Source organism: Duganella sp. CY15W (genome assembly GCF_009857555.1).
In the GTDB taxonomy this organism is placed as follows: Bacteria; Pseudomonadota; Gammaproteobacteria; order Burkholderiales; family Burkholderiaceae_D; genus Rugamonas; species Rugamonas sacchari.
This window is the reverse complement of sequence record NZ_WWCQ01000009.1, coordinates 28,790-51,856: the sequence shown is the minus strand read 5'-3', so window position 1 is coordinate 51,856 and position 23,067 is coordinate 28,790. Positions and strand designations below refer to the sequence as shown.

Genomic DNA, 23,067 nt, shown 5'->3' with positions numbered 1-23,067 from the left:
CTTACCCAGCGGGCTTTTTTTATCTGATCCAGATCAACACCGCTGTATCGTGCGCGGCGCAAGCTAGTTGGAATTGGCGCGCTGTCAACACGGTAGTGGAGGATGTGATGATCGATTATTTCGGCCATATGGCCGTGGTGGATGAGCTGCACGGCCTGTTGCGGACCACAAGTTACAGCAATGCCGACGAGCAGAAAGCGCAGGCCCGCACGCTGGCAGCCCTGGCCCAGGATGGCGACCTGGCCTGCCTGGGGGCGCTCACCGATCATCTGCTGGCCCATGCGGCCAGTGATGGCGCCGAACTGGATATGCTGCAACAGGCCGCCGACCTGTGGCGCGACGGCCTGGACGTCTATGCGGACGTCGGCAAGGTGCGGGCCGCGCTGGAGTCCGCGCTGACCGATCCTGCCGCACCGGATGCGCTGGACAAATTCAACCAGGCACAGGCGTTGATCGGCGGGCTGGAGCAGCGTGCCACCCAGGTCATCACTGTCGCCATGGCCTTGCCGGCGCAAATGTCGCCCCCACGTTACCTGGCGCGCCATCCGCGTCAGGACGACCGCAAGACGCCGGAGTGGAACTGGGGCGACCTGTTCCTGGCCCGCCGCACGGACGCCTTTGTGCGCAGCGTCGCCGCACAGGCAGGGAAGGACAGCGGCGCGCGCGCGTTTGCGTTTGGCGTGCTGGCGGGCTATGGCGGCAACGTTGCCGGCAGTGCCTACCTGGGGCGCACCGTCGGCGGCCCGCGCCGTAGCCACCCCTATCGCGACCGCCTGTCGCGTTATGCGAGCGGCAGCTGGCTGCGCCAGCACCGCAGCGGCCTGCCGCCAATGAAAAAACTGGCACAGATGCTGCGCTGGGGTGTGCCTGGCTTGCCAGCGCAACTGCCCGCCAGCATCGCGCAGCTGCTGCAGGACAGCCTGACCGCAAGCTACGATCTGCGCATCACGGCGCCGCTACCCGACTTCAATATCGGCTACCAGCGCCTGCTGCGGCATCTTGAACTGCTGGCCAGCTTTGACATGCCGGCAGCGCCTGCACCGCTGGCACTGGCGCTGGAAACGCGCAAGGACGCCAACCCTGCAGCGTTTCCACCACTGGAGGCCAACCTCAAGCCCACCAGCGGCAGTGGCGGCTCGCCGCCGGGTGGCGGGACGTCCAACGCCGACAGCGAAGAGACCAAAAGCAAGACCTGCTGGGCTGGTCTGCTGTCCGTGCTGCTGGTCATCGGCATCGTCTTCGTGTGCATCATCACGGGCGGCGCAGCGTGTGGCGCCGGATCACCGCCCAAAGATCCCAGCCATCCTGATCCGCAACCCGGCACCAATAGCCAGGCATTGACGGCGTTTGCCGGTACCGATCAGGCCGTCCATATCTGCGATGTGCTGGAGCAGTTGCAGCAATACTTGTGGCAGGGCTTTTCCAATGCGGCCGACTATCTGGCCGTGTTCGGCATCATCTACCCCAATGCGCTGCAACTGCTGCAACCTGCGCACGCGCAGTTCACCGCCTCGCCACCGCCCGCAGCTTACCCGCACCGCGCCACTGCCCAACCCAATGTGGGCTATGAAAGCATGCCGGCCACGCCAGTCGAGCACGCAGCAGGCGGCCCGCCAGCACACCCGCCACTGTCGACGCCTGATAGTTACGTCACCGCTGCTGCGCGCCTCGCGCACCAACTCTGGCAGCAACTGGCGCGTGGCGACGCTGACAGCGCCAACCTCGACATGGATGCCGACCGCGATGCCGGGCGCCAATGCTGGGACATTGCCACTGGCTCCATCAAAGACGATCCGGTGCCGGAAGTGGCGCTGGCCTACGCGCAAACTGCCTTGTAAGGAACCATCATGGACCATGATCCCGCGCCCGATGACGCCATCGATACGTCCCATCCGTGGCTGGTGATTCCCTACTTTACCGGCGATGAGGGCCGTGCTTCGCAGCGGCCGCTGAGCAAAATCACGCCGCCCGTGATCAGCTGGCTGTGCCCGTCCATCCACGTGCAAGGCCTTCACTACACCACACCGACGGGCACCTATCTGCCCGACGAACCGCTGGAAATCAGCGTCAAGGTCGACAACCGCGGCGTGCCGAATGCCTACGTCAAGCTGCGCATCTACTGGTCGGACCCGGCCACCGGCTTTGCCAACCCCCAGCTGATACTGTCCGACAGCCAACCGGTAGCAGGGCGCTCGGTGCTCGGGCCGACGGCGTTTCCGCCTATGGTGTGGACACCGGAGCACGCCAGTATTCCCGCGCACTTCTGCCTGCTTGCCCACGTCAGTTGCACGCCGCAGGAACTGGATCCCGGCCCATCGGCGTCAGCGCCCATGAGCAACCGCCATTGGGCGCAGTACAACCTGCAATCGGCCGTGCTGAATGGCGCCGGAAGCAATACCTTCGTGTTCTGGGCCGGCAACCCCGGGCTGGAGGCCGGCGCTTATACCGTCACGGCGCAAGCGCTGGCCGAACCAGCGTTGCAGCGCCTGGCGCGCACCGCGCGCGCTGAGCCGGTTGCGGTGCGGTCGCAGCAATTTGCGCTGCAGCGCGCGCTGGATGCACGTGCCAGCGGCAGGAGCAGCAAAAGCCATGAAGCCAGCGTGGTGCTGGAACTGCGTGGCGGGGAACGGCAGGCACTGGTGTTGAGCGCGCAGGATTTGCAGCTCGGGCCGCAGCAATTCACGGCCGTGGAAGTGCTGCAAACCCGCGTCGGCCAGGAGCATGAGGGCGATGCCACTGGCAGTCTGGGGGTGGTGCTGTTTGGCTATGCGGAGCAGGACTGCCAAAAACGACGACGATAGTCTATCTGTACCGGGCAAGCTGTGCCAAAATTGCCGTTCCATTAGACAACCTTTGACACTGTCCCATGAACCTGTCTCGTCCGCTTGCCCTGATGTTGATGTCCGCCGGTCTGCTGTCCACTGCCACTGCCGCCGACGCTTATTACCGTTTTCCTGCTGTCCGTGGCGACAGCGTGGTGTTCACCGCCGAGGGCGATCTGTGGCGCACCAGCGCGCACGGCGGCCAGGCGCAGCGCCTGACGACGCACCCATCCGCCGAAACCAACGCCGCCATTTCGCAGGATGGCCGCTGGGTGGCATTCTCTGCGTCGTACGAGGGCGCGCAGGAAGCCTATGTGATGCCGCTGGCCGGCGGCCTGCCCAAGCGCATCACATTTGAAAACGGCGCCGTGTCGGTGCTGGGCTGGAGCGCGCAGGGCGAGGTGCTGGTCAGCATGGCGGACGGCAAAGGACCAGGCCGCGCGCTGGTGATTGCGGCCGTCAAGCCGGACGATCTGCAACGCCGCATCTTCCCGCTGGCTGACGCCAACGACGCGGTGCTGGATGACACCGGCAAAACGCTGTATTTCACGCGCAACGGCCTGGCCATGACCAACGATAACGTCAAACACTATCGTGGCGGCGCCTACGCGCAGCTGTGGCGTTACGAGCTGGGCGGCAATGCGGAAGCCACCCAGCTGTTGGCTGCCGATACGGGCAACAACAAGCGGCCGATGTGGTGGCAGGGCCGGCTCTACTTCATCAGCGACCGGGGCGGCTCGGACAATCTGTGGACCATGGCCGCCGACGGCAGCGAGCCACGCCAGCTGACCAACTACACCGACTGGGATGTGCGCAACGCCAGCATGGGCGATGGCCGCATCGCCTATCAGCTGGGGGCAGATGTTCACGTATTGGACCTGGCCACCAACAAGGATGAGCAACTGGCCATCAACCTGGTGTCGGACTTTGACCAGCAACGCTCGCGCCAGATCCGTTCTCCGCTCGAGAACCTGACCAATGTGCAGATCGCCGGCAAGTTCGAACGCATCGTGCTGACCGCGCGCGGCCGCGTCAGCGTGGCAGGCACGGGCGCGCAACGCCGCGTGGAAATCGCCATCCCGGAAGGCGCGCGTGCACGCCAGGCCGTGTTCAGCCATGACGACAAATTCATCTACGCGATTGTCGATACCACCGGCGAAAACGAAATCTGGAAATTCGCCGCCGACGGTTCCGGCAAGGGCGAGCAGCTGACCAAGGATGGCAACAACCACCGCTGGCAACTGTACCCATCGCCGGACGGCCGCTGGCTGGGTCACACCGACAAGAAGGGCCGCTTCTGGCTGCTGGACCTGGCCACCAGGGCCAACACGGTGATCGACGATGCGGGCAAATCCGGCATCGGCGAGTACGAGGAAATCCTGTGGTCGCCGGACAGCAAAAACCTGGCCCTGGTACGTGCTGCCAGCACCGAGCAGCGCGACCAGATCGGTTTGTACAACACCGAATCGAAACAGCTGGCCTTCGTGACCAGCGATCGCTACACCTCGCGTTCGCCGGTGTTCTCGCCGGACGGCAAATGGCTGTACTTCCTCTCGGCCCGCAACTTCCAGCTGGCGAACGGCTCGCCTTGGGGCGACCGCAATATGGGGCCGGTGTTCGACAAGCGCACAGGCATCTACGCGCTGGCGCTGCAGGCAGAGAACCGCTTCCCGTTCAAGCCGGATGATGAGCTGAACAAACCAAGCGACAAGCCGGCCGAAGGCGCGACCGAACAGGCAGCAGAAAAGGCCGCAGAAAAAGCTGTCGCCAAGGCTGCACCGAAGGCCAGCGGAAAATCGCTGCCGGCGATTGCCTACGCGGGCCTGGCGGAGCGCCTGTATGAAGTGCCTGTCCCGGCGGGCAATTACCGCAGCCTGCAGATCGACGACAAGCGGCTGTACTTCATCGACGCCGACGGCAGCGATGGCAAGGCCGCAGTCAAGACGCTGGCGATTGCCAACAACGAGCCGAAGCCGGAAGTGTTTGCGGCCGGCGTGCGCGAGTTCGATCTGTCGACCGACAGGAAGCACGTCTACTACCGCACGGCGGGCGCCGGCGCGGGCGATATGCTGATCGTTGAAGCGGGCGCCAAGGCGCCGACTGACACCAGCAAGGCCAAGGTCAAGGTGGATGACTGGACCTTCACCTCCAATCCGCGCCTGGAGTGGAAGCAGATGTTCAATGACGCCTGGCGCATGCATCGCGACTTCCTGTACGACGCGAAGATGCGCGGCGCCGACTGGCCGGTTGTGCGGACCAAGTACGCGCCGCTGGTGGACCGTGTGACCGACCGCGCGGAGCTGGACGATGTGCTGGGGATGATGATTAGCGAAGTGGGCGCGCTGCACTCGCAGATCCGCCCTGGCGACATCCGCCGTTCGGCGCCGGAAGGCACGCCCGCCGGCCTGGGCGCGCTGCTGTCGCGTACCGCAGAAGGCTACCGCGTCGACCATATCTACGCCAGCGAACCGGAGCTGCCTGCACAACGCGGCCCGCTGGCGCAGGCTGGCGTGGATGTGAAAGAGGGCGACATCATCACCGCCGTCAACGGCAAGTCCGTACTGGAGGCGCGTGACATCGCCGACCTGCTGCTGAACCAGGCCGACAAACAGGTGCTGCTGCAAGTGAAGCGCAAGGCGGAAACGCGCGCGGTGATTGTGCTGCCGGTGACGATGGCCAAACAGAGCGTGCTGCGCTACAGCGATTGGGAGCAATCGCGCGCGCGCCAGGTGGAAGCTGCATCCAAGGGGCGTATCGGCTATCTGCATCTGCGCGCGATGGGACCGAATGATATCGCCTCGTTTGCCCGCGACTTTTACGCCAACGTGAATCGCGAAGGGCTCATCATCGACGTCCGCCGCAACAACGGCGGCAATATCGATAGCTGGATCATCGAGAAACTGCTGCGCAAGGCGTGGGCGTTCTGGGCGCCGCCGGGCGTGCAGCCGTCGCCGAATATGCAGAACACCTTCCGCGGCCATCTGGCCGTGCTGGTGGATGAATACACGTATTCGGACGGCGAGACCTTCGCCGCCGGCATCAAGGCGCTGGGCCTCGGTCCGCTGGTCGGCAAACGTACCGCTGGCGCCGGGGTCTGGCTCAGCGATAACAACCGCCTGAGCGACAACGGCATGGCGCGCGTGGCGGAGATGGGGCAGTTCAATTCCGAAGACGGCCAATGGCTGATTGAAGGCGTTGGCGTTGCGCCGGACGTGGTGGTGGATAATCCGCCGCACGCCACCTACCAAGGTCAGGACCGCCAGCTGGAAGTGGCGCTGCAGCTGCTGTCCAAAAAAATGACGGAGCAGCCGGTCAAGCCCTATCAGCCGCAGGTGATCCCGGGACTGAATCAGCAAGCTGTCCGGAAGTGAACAGCACAAGCGTCCACTTTTGAACACATCGATGCGAAATCCGCGTGGCATGGATGTTGCAGTCTGTCGTGACAACTTCACTACGGACTGAAACCTATGGATTTTCGCATCGCCTGGCGCACGCTGATACAAGAACCGGCTTATACGCTGGCCGTCATGCTCGGATTGAGCGCCGGCCTGGCCGCGTGCCTGCTGTTGCTGGGCTTTGTGCGCTACTCGCTGGAATACGATGCACAGGTGCCGGACGCGGATAACATCTACGTCGTCCGTCACCGGTTCAATGTCGATCCTTCCGAACCGGTGTACGATCTGGCGCCGATGTTCCTGCGGGCGGCGGCGCTCCAGCTGCCAGGCGTGGTGGATGCGACCTGCTACATCCCGGCACGCCAGGAGGTGCTGCCGCTGGCGGTACGCATCGATCGCAAAATTCTGCGGGTGCGGGCGCTGACCGTCATCCCGGGATTCCAACAGGTACTTGGCCTGCGCACCTTGTACGGCGATATTGCCGTGGCACTGGAACGCCCGGACCAGATCGTCCTGACGGCGGCTGCGGCACAACGCCTGTTTGCCACGGCCGACGTGGTCGGACGCGTGCTGCATGCGGAAGGCAAGCCGCTGCGGGTCGGCGCCGTCGTCGCCACGCCGCCATCCAATACCACCATCCCGTTTGAGCTGCTGTTTGGCGTGAACTCCACGTTTGCCGACGAGGTGCGGCATGAGATGCTGACCGGCGAACATGGCTGGATGGGCAAGCTGCTGATACGCGTCCGTCCCGGCGCCTCGGTTGCCGCGTTGACGGATAGCCTGCAGCAGGTCGTCGACCGCACGCCAAGCGTACAAAGCTTCCCGCCCGACGTCATGGCGCGCCTCGGCAAGCGCAAGACGCTGGAGCTTTCCATGTCGCCCTTGCGCAGCGCCTATTTCGCCACCCAAGTGCGCGACAACCCGATTGCGGTGGCAGGCGACCGTGGCGACCCAATGGTGATCGGCGGCCTGGCGGCCATCGCCGTGCTGATACTGGCGCTGGCGGCGATCAACTATGTCAATCTGGCGACGGTGCGCGTATTGCGGCGCCAGCGCGAAGTGGCGATGCGCAAGGTGCTGGGCGCCAGCGTGCCGCAGATCGTCATGCACTTCATGCTGGAGTCGCTGCTGATGTCGATGCTGGCCACGGCGCTGGGATTGCTGCTGGCCTGGCTGGCGCTGCCGGCCTTTTCGCAGCTGGTCGCGCGGCAGCTCGACGATGTGTTCAATCTGCAGAATATTGCCATGGCAGTGGCGCTGGGTGGGCTGCTGGGTGTGGCGAGTGCCGTGTATCCGGCACTGATCGCGCTGCGTGTGCATCCCACGCGGGTGCTGGCAGGGCGTCCAGGTACGGAGTCGGGAGCCAGCATGCGCTTGCGCCGCGTGCTGACGGTAGTGCAGATTGCCGCCGCCATGGGCCTGGCCGGCGTCACGATCGCGATTGCGTGGCAGACGCACTATGCGATGACGTCTTCGCCCGGCTTTGAGCCATCGCCGTTGCTGGTGGTCGAAATGCCGGAACGTGTACGCGACAACGCTGCTGCACGCGGCCTGTACACGGCGCTGTCAGCGCAGCCAGGTGTGGAAGGCGTGGCGATCTCGGAAGATCCGGTCGGTCGTCTCGACTGGCTGTGGACACGGGAGTTGAAACGTCCCGGTGGCCAGGCTGCGGCCATGGAAATGAAATCGGTCAGCGCGAATTTCTTCGAACAGCTGCGCCTCAAACCGGTGGCGGGGCGCCTGTTCAAGAGTGGCTTTGACAGGGATGACGACAAAATCCCGGTGGTCATCAATGCCATCGCTGCGCGCGAGCTGGGCTTCGCGACGCCGGAGGCGGCAATCGGTGAAACGGTGCTGTTCACCGGATTCGATAATGTCACGATAAACAAGACTGTCGTCGGCATCGCGCCGGAATTGCGCTTCCGTTCATTGCATGAGGCGCCACGCGCCACTGCTTACGAGCTGTGGACTGCCGGTGGCGCGTTGACGATACGTGTGCATGGATCGATGGCGCAGGTAGAAAACAGCGTGCAGGAACTCTGGCCGCGCTATTTCCCCGAATCGCTGCTGCGCATGCATCGCGCTGGCGAGATCCTGGCACAGAACTATGCGGATGATGCACGCATGGCCAAGTTGCTGGCTGTGGCGACAGGCATTGCCCTCATCATCGCTGGCGTAGGCACCTATGTTTTATCGGCCAACACGGTGCAGCGGCGCGCGCCGGAGATCGTCATGCGCAAACTGCACGGCGCGCGCGCTGGTGACATCGGCCTGCTGGTCATCCGCGAGATCGGCTTGCTGGTGCTGGCCGGCGCGGCTATCGGCCTGCCGGCGGCGGCCATCGCGACCCACCGCTATCTGTCTGGCTATGTGGAGCATGCGCCTGTGGGTTACTGGACCTTGCTGATCGCACTGTGCCTCACGCTCGCTATCGCGCTCGGCGCGACCAGCCGCCACACCTGGCTGGCGATGCGCATATCACCAGCAGAGGCATTGCGCAGCTAGAGCATTGTCAGGGCCTTGAACTGCGGGGCGCGGCGACGGGAGACTTCGACGGCAAGCTGGTCGCGCAATGTCAGATCGAGACCACCGGCATCATTGGGTTCTGCCTGCTCGATGAAATCGAGGTTGACGATGTGGCGGCGGCTGGCGCGGAAGAAGCGTTGCGGATCCAGCTTCTCTTCCAGCTGGTTCAGAGAACGCAGCATCAACGGCTGCTGATCGTCGAAATAGACGCGCGTGTAATTGCCGTCCGATTCAAACAGGCGGATATCCTGGACCGCGACGAACCAGCATCGCTCGCCATCCTTGATGAACAGCTTGCGCGCCGCCGACGGCATGGCCGAGGCGATGTGCAGTCGGCGTGCGGCGCAGCGTTGCAGCGCGCTTGCCATGCGCGCCGCCTGTATCGGCTTTTGCAGATAGTCCAGCGCATTCACTTCAAACGCCTGCAATGCATAGTGATCGAACGCGGTGGTGAAGATGACTTCCGGCGCTTCCTCCAGTGCTTCCAGCATGTCGAAGCCGCTGCCGCCGGGCATTTGCACGTCGAGGAAAATCAGATCGGGCTTGAGTGCATTGATCTGCTGTACACCATCGGCGGCATTGACTGCCTCGCCCACAATCTCCACATCAGGATGCGCCGCCAGCAGGCGACGCAGTTCGGCGCGCGCCAGGCGCTCGTCGTCTATCAGTAATGCCCGCATCAGGCGGCCTCCGGCAAGGTAAGCGTGGCGCGTACCCAGCCACTGTTTTCAGACAGATCCAGCTGCGCGTTAGCGCCCAGCGCCAACGCCAGGCGCTTGCGCGTGTTGACCAGGCCAACTTTGGTGGAATTCGCAAACGGCACAATCGCACCCAGATTGGCGATCTCGATATGCACCGCACCGTTGTCCAGACGCTGCGCGCGGATGCGGATGTCACTGCCAGTAGGGCTGGTTTCGACGCCATATTTAACGGCGTTTTCGACCAGCGTCTGCAAGGCCATGGGCGGAATGCGTACCCGCTCCAGGCCCATGCCGATATCCACGCTGACGCGCATGCGTTCTTCAAAGCGGATTTTTTCAATCGCGAGATAAGCCTGAACAGCCTCGATCTCGGCCGCCAGCGGCACGGTGTCATGATGGCCGGACTGCAGTGCGTAGCGCATCACGCTGGCCAGCTGGTCGATCATCTGCGCGGCAGCATTCTGGTCTTCATAAATCAGCGCGCGCACGCTGTTCATGCTGTTGAAGAAAAAATGTGGGTTGACCTGTGCCTGCAGGGCGCGCAGTTCCGCATCCTTGGCGGCGACTTCCAGCCGCAGTGTTTCGGCTTCCGCGCGGTTGGCGCGGCGCAGCGATAGCACGGCCATGTAGCAGATGTTCCAGACCATGTGCGCGGCCCACCAGAACAGCAGCGCGCCTGGCAGCCAGGCGACGCCATGCCATTCGCCGAATGGTTTAATCAGCGCATAGCCCAGCGTTTGTGTGCCGGTGTTGATGACGCCCAGGACCAGCACCGCGCGCAGCATCATCGCCCAGTTCACCGCAATGCCGTAGTGGATGCGGCGCTTGAGGATGCGGTGCCAGATGTCTGAAAGGATGATGCCGGACAGCGCACCCCAGCTGGCGATGATCAAACCGTTGAGGCGCACCTCGACCGGCATGGACGCGGTCATCATCAGCGGCAGGAAGCTCCAGCCGGCAAGTTGAAATATCCAGTACCAGTTCAAACGCGGAAGCAGGGAATGGTCGTTGTTCATGATTAGTTTAGGAAGTTATCAATACGATCATACATCCATGCAGGATCGTCGTACATGATGAAATGGCGGGCGTTGTCAGCCAGCTCCACTTTGACGTTGGGCAGTTGCTGGTACTGGGATTTGTACAACTGCGTGAAGCTGTCCTTGTTGCCGTAGTTTTTGTAGGCGATCCAGCTGCCCAGTACCAGCGTCGGCGCGGTGATGTGGTTCAGGCCAGGGCGCAGGTCGTCGGCCGTCATCTCTGCCAAGGTATTAATCACGGTCATGCGGTCGGACTGCTTCGCCCAGCCCATGGCGCGGTCAATGTCTTCCTGCTTGCTGATCATGCTGCGCAGCGATTCGAGCGTGCTGGCGCTGGCTGCCTGGGCATCCTGGCCCAGCATGCGGGTTCGCATGTCTTCGGCGATCAGTTTCAGCTGTTCTGGCGTGGTGCCGGGAATGCGTGCGGCCATCAGTGCCGGCAGGGTATCGACAATGACCAGGCGCCCGACCTGCGCGGGGTGATCGGACGCCAGCTTCATACCGATAAAACCGCCCAGGCTATGGCCGATGACGACTGGATGTTCAAGCTTGTGTTCCCGGATGTAGTCGCTGAGCTGCTGTTCGACCGTGGCGATCAGCGGCGTGCCGATGGCTGGCTGGCCCGCAAAACCTGCTAGCGACAACACGTGGCACTGGCGCTTGCCGCAGTAGTGCGCCACCGTGCTAGCCCATACTTCACCGGGCGAACCAAGGCCGGGAATCAGGATGACAGGTGCGCCCTGGCCAGTCACATCGACCTTGAACGAAGGATGGTCGGCCGCTGCAGCATGGCCCAGGACCAGGCTGGCAGCGATCATGACGACGGTTTTGAGCAGCGAACGTGGCATCTGTTTCTCCGTGAGTGAAGTTGGAGATCTCATGCTATCGGCGCGCTACGCCGGCCGCGACGGCTTTGGGATGAGTGGTTTGATCGGCTGGATGAACGGTTGTCAGTTCTCTGCTTTGAGTTTGCGCCACAGCGTGGTGCGGCTGATGCCCAGGTAATCGGCCGCAGCGTCACGCCGACCGCCGAAGCGGGCCAGGACTGCGTGGACGCTTTCGCCGCTTTGCGGCAGCGCGGTCGGCGCAGGTGGTGGCGGGCCAGCCGGCGCGGCGGTGCGGGTAGCCAGTTCCGGTGCGACGCTGAGCATGAAGGCGGGCGTCAGTGCCTGCAGCGGTTCAGCTGCGAGGAACAGCGCCAGGCGCTCGGTGAGGTTGCGCAGTTCGCGCACATTGCCAGGCCAGTCGTAGCGTTGCAGCAGAGGCGCGCAGGCGGCCATCTCGGCGTGCAGATTGGGATGCGGCCGTGCGCTCAGCGATGCCAGCGCGTTTTTCAGCGACCATTCGGCCAGCGCTACCACGTCGTCCAGACGCGCACGCAGCGGCGGCAACGTCAGGCGCAACACCGCCAGCCGGTAGAACAGATCCGCGCGGAAGCGGCCTTCGCGCACGCGCTGTTCCAGGTCGCAGTGCGTGGCGCTGATGATGCGGACGTTGACCGGTATCGGCCGTGTGCCGCCGACGCGCACGACTTCACGTTCTTCCAGCACGCGCAGCAAACGGGTTTGCAGCGTCAGCGGCATCTCTCCGATCTCGTCGAGGAACAAGGTGCCGCGGTTGGCCGCCTCAAACAAGCCCGCATGGCCGCCGCGTCGGGCGCCAGTGAACGCGCCTTCCTCATGGCCAAACAGTTCGGACTCCAGCAGCGATTCTGCAATGGCGCCGCAGTTGACGGCGACGAAGGGGCGGTTCTGGCCCAGCGTGCGCGGCGCTTCGCGGTGGATGGCTTGCGCCACCAGCTCCTTGCCGCAGCCGGTCTCGCCCTGTATCAGCACGGTGGCGGGCGATTTCGCATACAGCACCACGGACTGGCGCACGTTCTCCATCGCCGCCGAGTCGCCGCGCAGGTCATTGATGCCATGTTTGGCGCGCAGCGTGTCTGTCACCACCGCGTTGCGTGAGCGGCTGTGATTGGATTCCAGCTGCGTCAGGCGCGCCATTTCCAGTGCATCGTCAAATGCGTGGCGGATCGAGGTGGCCGAGTACACGAACACGCCCGTGAGGCCGGCTTCCTCGGCCAGGTCGGTAATCAGGCCGGCGCCGACGATGGCCTTGATGCCTGCCGCTTTGAGGTCGTTGATCTGCGCGCGCGCATCCTCTTCGGTGACATAGGTGCGCTGTTCGACGTCGAAACCAAAGGTCGCCGAGAACTCCGCCAGCTCCGCCAGCCGGTCCTGATACGTGATGATGCCGATGCGCTCGGACACGCGCCGCGCGCGCGCCAGCGCCTGCATCACATCCAGCCCGCTGAATTTGGTGATCACCACCGGCACGGACAAGCGGCCTTTCAGGTAGGCGGCGTTGGAGCCGGCCGAAATCACCGCATCGCAGCGCTCTGTCGCCAGCCGCTCGCGGATATGTCTGGCCGCTTCGTCGAAGCCCAGGTTGATCGGTTCTATGGTCGCCAGGTTGTCGTATTCGAGTGTGATATCACGGAACAGATCGGACAGGCGCGATACCGAAACCGTCCAGATAACCGGCTTGTCGTTGGCGTCGAAGGGCAGGGGCGTGGAATGTCGCATGTTTCAATTATAGTTCAAATTTGTTTCGGTGTTCCATGATGAAACGACGTGGATGTCGTAAGTTGTTGATTTATATGGATTGGTGCTCTGGCATAGCCCTTGCACTACAAAGCGCAACTTCAACGCAATATCGAAAGGTCACAATATGAGTCACTACTCCGCAGGCGCGGCGTTCCGCAAAGCCGTCCAGGAAGAATCCCCGTTGCAGGTGGTCGGCGCCATCAACGCCAATCACGCATTGCTGGCCAAGCGGGCCGGCTTCAAGGCGATTTACCTGTCGGGTGGCGGTGTGGCTGCGGGCTCGCTCGGCCTGCCGGACCTGGGCATCTCGAATCTGGATGATGTGCTGACTGACGTGCGCCGCATTACCGACGTCTGCGACTTGCCGCTGCTGGTCGATTCGGACACCGGCTTTGGCGCCTCCGCCTTCAACGTCGCGCGTACCGTGAAATCGCTGATCAAGTTCGGCGCCGCCGCGACCCATATCGAAGACCAGGTGGGCGCCAAGCGCTGCGGCCACCGCCCGGGCAAGGAAATCGTCAGCAAGGAAGAAATGGTTGACCGCATCAAGGCCGCCGTGGACGCGCGTACCGACGACCAGTTTGTCATCATGGCCCGCACCGATGCGCTGGCCGTTGAGGGCCTGGACGCTGCCATCGACCGCGCAGTCGCTTGCGTGGAAGCCGGCGCCGACATGATCTTCCCGGAAGCGATGATCACGCTGGACATGTACAAGAAATTCGCTGCCGCCGTCAAAGTACCGGTGCTTGCCAATATCACCGAATTCGGTTCGACCCCGCTGTTCACCGTCGACGAGTTGCGCAGCGCAGACGTGGGCCTGGTGCTGTATCCGCTGTCCGCCTTCCGCGCCATGAACAAGGCGGCGGAAAACGTCTACGGCGCGATCCGCCGCGACGGCACGCAGCAGAACGTGGTCGACACCATGCAGACCCGCGCTGAACTCTATGAGCGCATCAACTATCACGATTTCGAACAGAAGCTGGACGCCCTGTTCGCCGCACAGAAGAAATAAGAGGAGATACCGACATGACCGAAGCCACTACCTTCAAACCTAAAAAATCCGTCGCCCTGTCGGGTGTCGCCGCTGGTAACACTGCGCTGTGCTCCGTCGGCAAAACCGGCAATGACCTGCACTATCGCGGCTACGACATTCTGGACGTCGCCAACACCTGCGAGTTCGAGGAAATCGCCTACCTGCTGGTGCACGGCAAACTGCCGACCACCGCAGAACTGAAAGGCTACAAGGCCAAGCTGAAATCGCTGCGCGGCCTGCCGCAAGCGGTGAAAGCCGCACTGGAAGCCCTGCCGGCATCGGCCCACCCAATGGACGTGATGCGTACCGGCGTCTCCGTGCTGGGCTGCGTGCTGCCGGAAAAGGATGACCACAACACCCCAGGCGCGCGCGATATCGCCGACCGCCTGATGGCGTCGTTCGGTTCCATGCTGCTGTACTGGTACCACTTCAGCCACAATGGCAAACGCATCGAAGTGGAAACCGATGACGACTCGATCGGCGGCCACTTCCTGCACCTGCTGCATGGCGAGAAGCCACAGGAATCGTGGGTACGCGCGATGCATACGTCGCTGATCCTGTACGCGGAACACGAATTCAATGCCTCGACTTTCACCAGCCGCGTGATCTCGGGCACCGGCTCCGACATCCACTCGGCCATCACCGGCGCGATTGGCGCGCTGCGTGGTCCCAAGCACGGTGGCGCCAACGAAGTCGCTTTTGAAATCCAGAAGCGCTACGAGAATCCGGATGAAGCGGAAGCGGATATCCGCAATCGCGTCGCCAACAAGGAAGTGGTGATCGGCTTCGGCCACCCGGTGTACACCGTATCCGATCCGCGCAACGTCGTCATCAAGGAAGTCGCGCGCCAGCTGTCCGAGGAAGCCGGTTCGACCAAGATGTTCGACATCGCTGAACGTCTGGAATCGACGATGTGGGAAATCAAAAAGATGTTCCCTAACCTGGACTGGTTCTCGGCTGTGTCCTACCACATGATGGGCGTGCCGACGGCGATGTTCACGCCGCTGTTCGTCATCTCGCGTACCTCCGGCTGGTCGGCGCACATCATCGAACAGCGCATCGACAACAAGATCATTCGTCCAAGCGCCAATTATGTTGGTCCGGAAGACCTGAAGTTCGTTCCGATCAAGGACCGTCAATAATCATGAATACTGCATTCCGCAAGAATTTACCGGGCACCCAGCTAGACTATTTCGACACGCGTGAAGCCGTTGATGCGATCCAGCCAGGCGCCTGGGCCAAACTGCCATACACCTCGCGCGTTCTGGCTGAAAATCTCGTACGCCGTTGCGAACCGGCGATGCTCACTGCCTCGCTGTCGCAGCTCATCGAGCGTAAGCGTGACCTGGACTTCCCATGGTTCCCGGCGCGCGTGGTGTGTCACGACATTCTGGGCCAGACTGCGCTGGTCGATCTGGCCGGCCTGCGCGATGCAATCGCAGAGCAGGGCGGCGATCCGTCGCTGGTGAATCCTGTCGTGCCAACCCAGCTGGTGGTGGACCACTCGCTGGCCGTGGAGTGCGGCGGTTTCGATCCCGATGCCTTCAACAAGAACCGCGCGATTGAAGACCGCCGCAACGAAGACCGTTTCCACTTCATTGACTGGACCAAGAAGGCCTTCCTGAATGTGGACGTGATCCCGCCAGGTAACGGCATCCTGCACCAGATCAATCTGGAGCGCATGTCGCCGGTGATTCAGGTGACGGATGGTGTGGCTTATCCTGATACGCTGGTCGGCACCGACTCGCATACGCCGATGGTCGATGCGCTCGGCGTGATCGCGATTGGCGTTGGCGGCCTGGAAGCGGAAACCGTGATGCTGGGCCGCGCATCGTGGATGCGTTTGCCTGACATCGTCGGCGTTGAGCTGAGCGGCAAGCCGCAGCCAGGCATCACCGCCACCGACACGGTGCTGGCGCTGACGGAATTTCTGCGCAAGGAAAAAGTGGTGTCGGCCTACCTGGAGTTCTACGGCGAAGGCGCGACCTCGCTGACGCTGGGCGACCGCGCCACCATCGCCAACATGGCGCCGGAGTTTGGTGCGACAGCGGCGATGTTCTCCATCGACGAGCAGACCATCAAATACCTCAAGCTGACCGGCCGCGATGATGCACTGGTGGCGCTGGTCGAACAGTACGCGAAGCACACCGGCCTGTGGTCGGACAGCCTGAAGACGGCCGAATACGAGCGCGTGCTGAAGTTCGACCTGTCGACCGTGGTGCGTAACATCGCCGGCCCATCGAACCCGCACAAGCGCGTGCCCACCAGCGAACTGGCGGCACGCGGCATTTCGGGCGTGGTGGCGAACGAGCCGGGCAAGATGCCGGACGGCGCGGTCATCATCGCCGCCATCACCAGCTGCACCAACACCAACAATCCGCGCAATATGATTGCAGCCGGTCTGCTGGCGCGTAATGCCAACAAGGCTGGCCTGCTGCGCAAGCCTTGGGTCAAGTCCTCGCTGGCGCCAGGCTCGAAAGCGGTCACGCTGTACCTGGAAGAGGCAGGCCTGATGCCTGAGCTGGAAAAGCTGGGCTTCGGCGTGGTGGCGTATGCCTGCACCTCATGCAACGGCATGTCCGGTGCGCTGGATCCGGTGATCCAGAAAGAAGTGGTGGACCGCGACCTGTATGCCACCGCTGTCCTGTCGGGCAACCGCAACTTTGACGGCCGTATTCACCCTTATGCCAAGCAGGCCTTCCTCGCCTCGCCACCGCTGGTGGTGGCGTACGCAATTGCCGGCACCATCCGCTTCGACATCGAGAAGGATGTGCTGGGCCATGACGCCAGCGGTAAACCGGTTACGCTGAAAGACCTGTGGCCAAGCGACGAAGAGATCGACGCCATCGTGGAGGCCAGCGTCAAGCCGGATCATTTCCGCAAAGTCTACATCCCGATGTTTGCACGCAGCGAAGAGGCAAGCGAACTGGCCGCGCCTTTGTACGACTGGCGCGCGCAATCGACCTACATCCGCCGTCCGCCATATTGGGAAGGCGCGCTGGCAGGCGTACGCACGCTGAAAGGCATGCGTCCGTTGGCGGTCCTCGGCGATAACATCACCACCGACCACCTGTCGCCATCGAACGCGATCATGATGGATTCCGCTGCGGGCGAGTACCTGCATAAAATGGGCCTGCCGGAAGAGGACTTCAACTCCTACGCCACCCACCGCGGCGACCACCTGACCGCGCAACGCGCCACCTTCGCGAATCCAACGCTGAAGAACGAGATGGTGCGCGATGCGGACGGCAATGTGAAAGCCGGCTCGCTGGCGCGCGTGGAGCCGGAAGGCAAAGTGCTGCGCATGTGGGAAGCGATTGAAACCTATATGGACCGCAAGCAGCCGCTGATCATCGTCGCTGGCGCAGATTATGGCCAGGGCTCGTCGCGTGACTGGGCGGCCAAGGGCGTGCGCCTGGCTGGCGTGGAGGCGATTGTGGCGGAAGGCTTCGAGCGTATCCACCGTACCAATCTGGTGGGCATGGGCGTGCTGCCGCTGGAGTTCAAGCCGGGCGTGAACCGCCTGACGCTGGCGCTGGACGGCACCGAGAGCTATGACGTCATCGGCAAGCGCGAACCGCGCGCGACGCTGACGCTGGTGATCCACCGCCGCAATGGCGAGCAGGTCGAGGTGCCAGTCACCTGCCGTCTCGATACCGCAGAAGAAGTGTCCATCTACGAAGCCGGCGGCGTGCTGCAGCGCTTCGCACAGGACTTCCTTGAATCGGCAAAGGCAGCGTAAATGAGCCACAAACCGCAAATCAAAATCGCCGCCACGTATATGCGTGGCGGTACCAGCAAGGGCGTGTTCTTCCGCCTGCAGGATCTGCCGGAAGCGGCGCAGCAGCCGGGCGCCGCGCGCGACCAGCTGCTGCTGCGCGTGATCGGCAGCCCGGACCCCTATGGCAAGCAGATCGACGGCATGGGCGGCGCCACTTCGAGCACCAGCAAGACAGTGATCCTGTCCCGCAGCGAGCGCCCGGACCACGACGTCGATTATCTGTTCGGCCAGGTCTCCATCGATAAAGCCTTTGTGGACTGGAGCGGCAACTGCGGCAACCTGTCGGCAGCAGTCGGCGCTTTCGCCATCAGCGGCGGCCTGGTTGATCCAGCCCGCTTGCCGCGCGATGGCGTGGCCGTAGTGCGCGTGTGGCAAGCCAATATCGGCAAGACCATCATCGCCCACATTCCGATGACCAACGGCGAAGTGCAGGAAACCGGCGACTTCGAGCTGGATGGCGTCACGTTCCCGGCGGCGGAAGTGCAGCTGGAGTTCATGGACCCGGCAGCGGAAGAAGAGGGCGCAGGCGGCTCGATGTTCCCGACCGGCCAACTGATCGACGATCTGGAAGTCCCTGGCGTCGGTACGTTGAAGGCGACCATGATTAATGCCGGCATCCCGACCATCTTCATCAATGCCGATGCTGTCGGCTACACCGGCACCGAGCTGCAGGACGCCATCAACAGCGACAGCAAGGCGCTGGCGATGTTTGAAACCATCCGCGCCCACGGCGCGCTGCGCATGGGGCTCATCAAGGACCTGAGCGAAGCGGCCACGCGCCAGCACACGCCGAAGGTGGCGTTTGTAGCGCCGCCCAAACCGTACACGTCGTCCAGCGGCAAGGCTGTCGCGGCGGGCGATGTGGACCTGCTGGTGCGCGCGCTCTCGATGGGCAAGCTGCATCACGCCATGATGGGCACGGCGGCCGTCGCGATCGGTACGGCCGCCGCGATTCCCGGCACGCTGGTGAACCTGGCGGCGGGCGGTGGCGAACGCGGTGCGGTGCGTTTCGGCCATCCATCTGGCACCTTGCGTGTCGGCGCCGAAGCGGTGCAGCAGAACGGAGAATGGAGCGTGACAAAAGCGGTAATGAGCCGCAGCGCGCGGGTATTGATGGAAGGCTGGGTACGCGTACCCGCTTAACGCTTTACACAAAACACCGGAGGAGACATGAAGTACGCTGAGTTCTATCAGCGCTCTATCGTCACGCCTGAACAATTCTGGCAGGACGAGGCAGCGCTCATCGACTGGAACACGCCTTTCACGCAAGTCCTGGATTACGCCAAGCCGCCGTTCGCCCGCTGGTTCGTGGGCGGACATACGAACCTGTGCCACAACGCGGTGGACCGCTGGTGTGCAACGCAAGGCGACCAGCCCGCGCTCATCGCCATCTCCACCGAAACCAACACGGAGCGCAGCTACTCCTTCAACGAGCTGCGCGCGGAAGTGGAGCGCTGGGCGGCGATGATGCAGTCGCTGGGCGTGCGCAAAGGGGACCGCGTCCTCATTTACATGCCGATGATCGCCGAAGCGGCTTTCGCCATGCTGGCCTGCGCCCGCATCGGCGCGGTGCACTCGGTGGTGTTCGGCGGCTTTGCTGCCAACAGCCTGGCCAGCCGTATCGACGATGCCAAGCCGGTGCTGATTGTCTCTGCCGATGCCGGCTCACGCAACGGCAAGGCGATTCCGTACAAGCCGCTGCTGGACGAGGCCATCGCGCTGTCGTCGGCCAAGCCGTCGCGCGTGCTGCTGGTGGATCGCGGCCTGGCGCCGATAACAATGGTTGAAGGCCGCGACGTGGACTATGCGGCGTTGCGTGCCGCGCATCTGGCAGCCCATGTGCCGGTGACATGGCTGGAGTCGAACGAACCTTCATATATTCTCTATACCTCCGGCACCACTGGCAAGCCGAAAGGCGTGCAGCGCGATGTCGGTGGCTATGCTGTCGCGCTGGCGGCGTCGATGAAGTACAACTTCTGCGGCAAGGCCGGCGAAACTTTCTTTGCGACGTCCGACATTGGCTGGGTGGTGGGGCATTCGTACATCGTCTACGGCCCGCTCATCGCCGGCATGGCGACCATCATGTACGAGGGGCTGCCGATTTGTCCGGACCCTGGCATCTGGTGGAGCATCGTCGAGAAGTACAAGGTAACGCGCATGTTCTCGGCGCCGACCGCAATCCGCGTGCTGCGCAAGCAGGCGCCGGAATTCATGCGCAAGTACGACAAGTCTTCGTTGAGGGCCTTGTACCTGGCTGGCGAGCCGCTGGATGAAACCACATCAAGCTGGATTGCTGGCGAACTGAATGTGCCCATCATCGACAATTACTGGCAGACCGAAACCGGCTGGCCGATCCTGTCTATCGCCAAAGGGATAGAAGACACTCCGACGCGGCTGGGCAGTCCCGGCCTTGCCATGTACGGCTACAAGGTCAGGCTGATTAACGAAATCAACGGCCAGGAATGCGGCGCCAATGAAAAAGGCGTGGTGATGGTGGAAGGCCCGCTGCCGCCGGGCTGCATGCAGACGGTGTACGGCGACGATCAGCGCTTTGTCGATACCTACTGGTCCGAACATGAAGGCAAGATGGTCTACTCCACCTTTGACTGGGGCTTGCGCGATGCGGATGGCTACTACTTCATCCTCGGCCGCACCGACGACGTGATTAACGTTGCAGGCCACAGGCTGGGTACGCGCGAGATCGAGGAGTCCATCACCAGTCACCCCAACGTGTCGGAAGTGGCGGTGGTGGGTGTCGAGGACAAGCTCAAAGGGCAGGTGGCTGTGGCGTTCGCGATTCTGAAAGATGCCAATGCCGCGACCAGCGAGCAGGATGTGATGTCGGTAGTGGACCGCCAGCTTGGCGCCGTGGCGCGGCCAGCGCGTGTGTACTTCGTCACGCAGCTGCCGAAGACCCGTTCCGGCAAGCTGCTGCGCCGTTCGATACAGGCCATCTGCGAAGGCCGCAATCCCGGCGACCTCACTGCCATCGAAGATCCGGCATCGCTACAACAGATACAACGCGCGTTGCAGTTGTAAGGCCCCGGTAAGGCTGCTCTTCTATTCTGCGTATAAGCTCGAATAGAAGAGCATCAATAACGGAGACTCACCATGCAACAAGATCTGGTTCAAAAGATCAAACAAGATCCCAATTATCACCAGCTGGTCCGCCAGCGCTCGCGGTTCGGCTGGCTGCTGACCTCACTCATGATGGTGGTCTATTACGGCTACATCCTCCTCATCGCCTTCGACAAGGAATTCCTGGCAGCGAAAACCGGCACCGGTGTCATGACCTGGGGCATGCCGATCGGCTTATTCGTCATTGTATTCACGGTGCTGGTCACCGGTATCTACGTCCGCCGCGCAAACAGCAAGTACGACGCGCTGACCCAGGCCATCCAGGCGAAGGTGCAAGCATGAGCGCCGCTAAACGTCTGATTCCGGCAGCGCTGCTGCTGGCCGGTGGTGCGGCGATGGCCGCAGGTGGCGATCTCGGTCAGGCCGAGCGCCAGCCGACCAACTGGGTGGCGATCACCATGTTCGCCGTGTTCGTGGTGTTCACGCTGTTTGTGACCAAATGGGCTGCGGCCAAGACCCGCTCCGCGTCGGACTTCTACACCGCTGGCGGCGGCATTACCGGCTTCCAGAATGGCCTGGCGATTGCGGGCGACTTCATGTCGGCAGCATCCTTTCTCGGTATTTCCGCTTCCGTGTTCCTGAACGGTTACGATGGCCTGATCTACGCGATTGGCTTCCTGGTTGGCTGGCCTATCATCACCTTCCTGATGGCGGAGCGCTTGCGTAACCTGGGCCGCTTCACGTTTGCCGACGTTGCGGCTTACCGTTTCAAGCAGGCGCCTATCCGCATCTTCTCCGCTTCCGGAACGCTGGTGGTGGTGGCGTTCTACCTGATCGCGCAGATGGTTGGTGCGGGCCAGTTGATCAAGCTGCTGTTCGGCCTGGAGTACTGGGTGGCCGTGGTGCTGGTCGGTACGCTGATGATGATTTACGTGCTGTTCGGCGGCATGACCGCGACCACCTGGGTGCAGATCATCAAGGCCGTAATGCTGCTGGGCGGCGCAAGCTTCATGGCCATCGCCGTGCTGGCGCAGTTCAACTTTAGCCCGGAGGCGCTGTTTGCCAAATCGGTCGAGCTGCACGCGAAAAAAGACGCCATCATGGGACCTGGCACCTTCATCAAGGATCCGGTGTCCGCGATCTCCTTCGGCATGGCGCTGATGTTCGGTACCGCCGGCCTGCCGCACATCCTGATGCGCTTCTTTACCGTACCTAGCGCGAAGGAAGCGCGCAAGTCGGTGTTCTGGGCGACCACCTGGATTGCTTACTTCTACATCCTGACCTTCATCATCGGTTTCGGCGCCATTGTTTTGGTAAGCACCAATCCGGAGTTCAAGGACGCCGCCGGCAAACTCCTGGGCGGTAACAACATGGCTGCGGTCCACCTGGCGAAAGCGGTGGGCGGCAATGTGTTCCTCGGCTTTATTTCGGCCGTGGCGTTCGCCACCATCCTCGCAGTGGTCGCTGGCCTGACGCTGTCCGGTGCATCGGCCGTATCGCACGACCTGTACGCCACCGTGATCGCCAAAGGCCAGGCCAGCGGCGCCAGCGAACTCAAAGTGTCGAAGATCACCACCATCGCACTGGGCATCGTTGCTGTGGTGCTGGGCATCGCGTTTGAGAAGCAGAACATCGCCTTCATGGTATCGCTGGCGTTTGCGATTGCCGCATCGGCCAACTTCCCTGTGCTGTTCATGTCCGTGCTGTGGAAGGACTGCACCACGCGCGGCGCCACCATCGGCGGCTTTGTGGGCCTGACGATGGCGCTGGTGATGACGGTGCTGTCCAAATCGGTGTGGGTGGACGTGCTGGGGAATGCACATGAAGTATTCCCGTATGCTTCGCCCGCCATCTTCTCGATGCCGGCTGCCTTTGTCTGCATCTTTGTGTTCTCGCTGCTGGACCGCAGCAACCGCGCACGCATCGACCGCGCAGGCTTTGAAGCGCAGGAGATGCGCTCCGAAACCGGCATCGGAGCAGCAGGCGCCAGCGCGCACTGATAATTTGACAAGATGTGCGTAAGACGATGCCCGGTTCGCCGGGCATTGTCGTTTTTAGGCCCGCGCACGATGCACCAAAATGGCATCATCA

At 62.7% G+C, this 23,067-nt stretch carries 15 protein-coding genes; 11 read left to right on the top strand and 4 right to left on the bottom strand.

What is annotated here, in order from left to right; translation table 11 throughout:
• Positions 1–107 precede the first annotated feature (107 nt).
• The 4 genes from GTP58_RS29525 to GTP58_RS29510 all read left to right on the top strand — a co-directional run bounded on the left by GTP58_RS29525 (position 108) and on the right by GTP58_RS29510 (position 8,722).
• On the top strand, positions 108–1,838 hold the full coding sequence (locus GTP58_RS29525; protein WP_161080515.1) for a hypothetical protein: 1,731 nt from the start codon (positions 108–110) through the stop codon (positions 1,836–1,838).
• Positions 1,839–1,847: 9 nt separating this feature from the next.
• Positions 1,848–2,801: a hypothetical protein gene (locus tag GTP58_RS29520; protein ID WP_161080514.1), complete on the top strand. Its 954-nt coding sequence runs from the start codon at positions 1,848–1,850 to the stop codon at positions 2,799–2,801.
• A 65-nt stretch (positions 2,802–2,866) separates the two neighbouring features.
• Positions 2,867–6,193 carry a S41 family peptidase gene (locus GTP58_RS29515; protein WP_229215800.1) on the top strand — a complete coding sequence of 1,109 codons (3,327 nt, stop codon included), beginning with the start codon at positions 2,867–2,869 and terminating at the stop codon, positions 6,191–6,193.
• Positions 6,194–6,289: 96 nt separating this feature from the next.
• Complete coding sequence (locus GTP58_RS29510; protein WP_229215799.1) at positions 6,290–8,722, top strand: FtsX-like permease family protein; 2,433 nt, start codon at positions 6,290–6,292, stop codon at positions 8,720–8,722.
• Here the strand turns inward: GTP58_RS29510 and GTP58_RS29505 are convergent.
• The 4 genes from GTP58_RS29505 to prpR all read right to left on the bottom strand — a co-directional run bounded on the left by GTP58_RS29505 (position 8,719) and on the right by prpR (position 13,063).
• Complete coding sequence (locus GTP58_RS29505; protein ID WP_161080513.1) at positions 8,719–9,423, bottom strand: LytTR family DNA-binding domain-containing protein; 705 nt, start codon at positions 9,421–9,423, stop codon at positions 8,719–8,721. The two genes, GTP58_RS29510 and GTP58_RS29505, sit on opposite strands and share 4 nt — an antisense overlap.
• Positions 9,423–10,460 (bottom strand): sensor histidine kinase, encoded by a 1,038-nt coding sequence (locus tag GTP58_RS29500; protein WP_161080512.1) that lies wholly within the window; start codon positions 10,458–10,460, stop codon positions 9,423–9,425. The genes GTP58_RS29505 and GTP58_RS29500 overlap by 1 nt, the downstream gene beginning before the upstream one ends.
• A 2-nt stretch (positions 10,461–10,462) precedes the next feature.
• Positions 10,463–11,329, bottom strand: coding sequence for an alpha/beta fold hydrolase (locus GTP58_RS29495; RefSeq protein WP_161080511.1), 867 nt, complete (start codon positions 11,327–11,329; stop codon positions 10,463–10,465).
• 102 nt (positions 11,330–11,431) lie between these two features.
• Positions 11,432–13,063, bottom strand: coding sequence for a propionate catabolism operon regulatory protein PrpR (gene prpR / locus GTP58_RS29490; RefSeq protein ID WP_161080510.1), 1,632 nt, complete (start codon positions 13,061–13,063; stop codon positions 11,432–11,434).
• A 145-nt stretch (positions 13,064–13,208) separates the two neighbouring features.
• On the opposite strand from prpR, the gene prpB reads away from it, so the two are divergent.
• The 7 genes from prpB to GTP58_RS29455 all read left to right on the top strand — a co-directional run bounded on the left by prpB (position 13,209) and on the right by GTP58_RS29455 (position 22,976).
• Positions 13,209–14,096 (top strand): methylisocitrate lyase, encoded by an 888-nt coding sequence (prpB, locus tag GTP58_RS29485; protein ID WP_072790543.1) that lies wholly within the window; start codon positions 13,209–13,211, stop codon positions 14,094–14,096.
• A 14-nt stretch (positions 14,097–14,110) separates the two neighbouring features.
• Positions 14,111–15,259: a 2-methylcitrate synthase gene (gene prpC, locus GTP58_RS29480; RefSeq protein WP_161080509.1), complete on the top strand. Its 1,149-nt coding sequence runs from the start codon at positions 14,111–14,113 to the stop codon at positions 15,257–15,259.
• A gap of 2 nt (positions 15,260–15,261) precedes the next feature.
• Positions 15,262–17,859 (top strand): Fe/S-dependent 2-methylisocitrate dehydratase AcnD, encoded by a 2,598-nt coding sequence (acnD, locus tag GTP58_RS29475; protein WP_161080508.1) that lies wholly within the window; start codon positions 15,262–15,264, stop codon positions 17,857–17,859.
• Positions 17,860–19,041 (top strand): 2-methylaconitate cis-trans isomerase PrpF, encoded by a 1,182-nt coding sequence (gene prpF / locus GTP58_RS29470; RefSeq protein ID WP_161080507.1) that lies wholly within the window; start codon positions 17,860–17,862, stop codon positions 19,039–19,041.
• A 27-nt stretch (positions 19,042–19,068) separates the two neighbouring features.
• Positions 19,069–20,937 (top strand): propionate--CoA ligase, encoded by a 1,869-nt coding sequence (locus GTP58_RS29465; protein WP_161080506.1) that lies wholly within the window; start codon positions 19,069–19,071, stop codon positions 20,935–20,937.
• 72 nt (positions 20,938–21,009) lie between these two features.
• Positions 21,010–21,318, top strand: a complete 309-nt coding sequence (locus GTP58_RS29460) for a DUF485 domain-containing protein (protein ID WP_161080505.1) — start codon at positions 21,010–21,012, stop codon at positions 21,316–21,318.
• The gene (locus tag GTP58_RS29455) at positions 21,315–22,976 is read left to right on the top strand and encodes a cation acetate symporter (RefSeq protein ID WP_161080504.1); all 1,662 of its coding nucleotides are present in this window, start codon (positions 21,315–21,317) and stop codon (positions 22,974–22,976) included. Before GTP58_RS29460 ends, GTP58_RS29455 begins: the two co-directional genes overlap by 4 nt.
• Positions 22,977–23,067 lie beyond the last annotated feature (91 nt).

What these genes read in the sequence shown, in the direction of transcription:
- GTP58_RS29500 (WP_161080512.1), bottom strand. Translation starts at nt 10,460, where the DNA reads ATGAACAACGACCATTCCCTGCTTCCGCGTTTGAACTGGTACTGGATA.
- GTP58_RS29525 (WP_161080515.1), top strand. Translation starts at nt 108, where the DNA reads ATGATCGATTATTTCGGCCATATGGCCGTGGTGGATGAGCTGCACGGC.
- GTP58_RS29455 (WP_161080504.1), top strand. Translation starts at nt 21,315, where the DNA reads ATGAGCGCCGCTAAACGTCTGATTCCGGCAGCGCTGCTGCTGGCCGGT.
- GTP58_RS29465 (WP_161080506.1), top strand. Translation starts at nt 19,069, where the DNA reads ATGAAGTACGCTGAGTTCTATCAGCGCTCTATCGTCACGCCTGAACAA.
- GTP58_RS29495 (WP_161080511.1), bottom strand. Translation starts at nt 11,329, where the DNA reads ATGCCACGTTCGCTGCTCAAAACCGTCGTCATGATCGCTGCCAGCCTG.
- GTP58_RS29510 (WP_229215799.1), top strand. Translation starts at nt 6,290, where the DNA reads ATGGATTTTCGCATCGCCTGGCGCACGCTGATACAAGAACCGGCTTAT.
- GTP58_RS29460 (WP_161080505.1), top strand. Translation starts at nt 21,010, where the DNA reads ATGCAACAAGATCTGGTTCAAAAGATCAAACAAGATCCCAATTATCAC.
- GTP58_RS29520 (WP_161080514.1), top strand. Translation starts at nt 1,848, where the DNA reads ATGGACCATGATCCCGCGCCCGATGACGCCATCGATACGTCCCATCCG.
- prpC (WP_161080509.1), top strand. Translation starts at nt 14,111, where the DNA reads ATGACCGAAGCCACTACCTTCAAACCTAAAAAATCCGTCGCCCTGTCG.
- GTP58_RS29515 (WP_229215800.1), top strand. Translation starts at nt 2,867, where the DNA reads ATGAACCTGTCTCGTCCGCTTGCCCTGATGTTGATGTCCGCCGGTCTG.
- prpR (WP_161080510.1), bottom strand. Translation starts at nt 13,063, where the DNA reads ATGCGACATTCCACGCCCCTGCCCTTCGACGCCAACGACAAGCCGGTT.
- GTP58_RS29505 (WP_161080513.1), bottom strand. Translation starts at nt 9,423, where the DNA reads ATGCGGGCATTACTGATAGACGACGAGCGCCTGGCGCGCGCCGAACTG.
- acnD (WP_161080508.1), top strand. Translation starts at nt 15,262, where the DNA reads ATGAATACTGCATTCCGCAAGAATTTACCGGGCACCCAGCTAGACTAT.
- prpF (WP_161080507.1), top strand. Translation starts at nt 17,860, where the DNA reads ATGAGCCACAAACCGCAAATCAAAATCGCCGCCACGTATATGCGTGGC.
- prpB (WP_072790543.1), top strand. Translation starts at nt 13,209, where the DNA reads ATGAGTCACTACTCCGCAGGCGCGGCGTTCCGCAAAGCCGTCCAGGAA.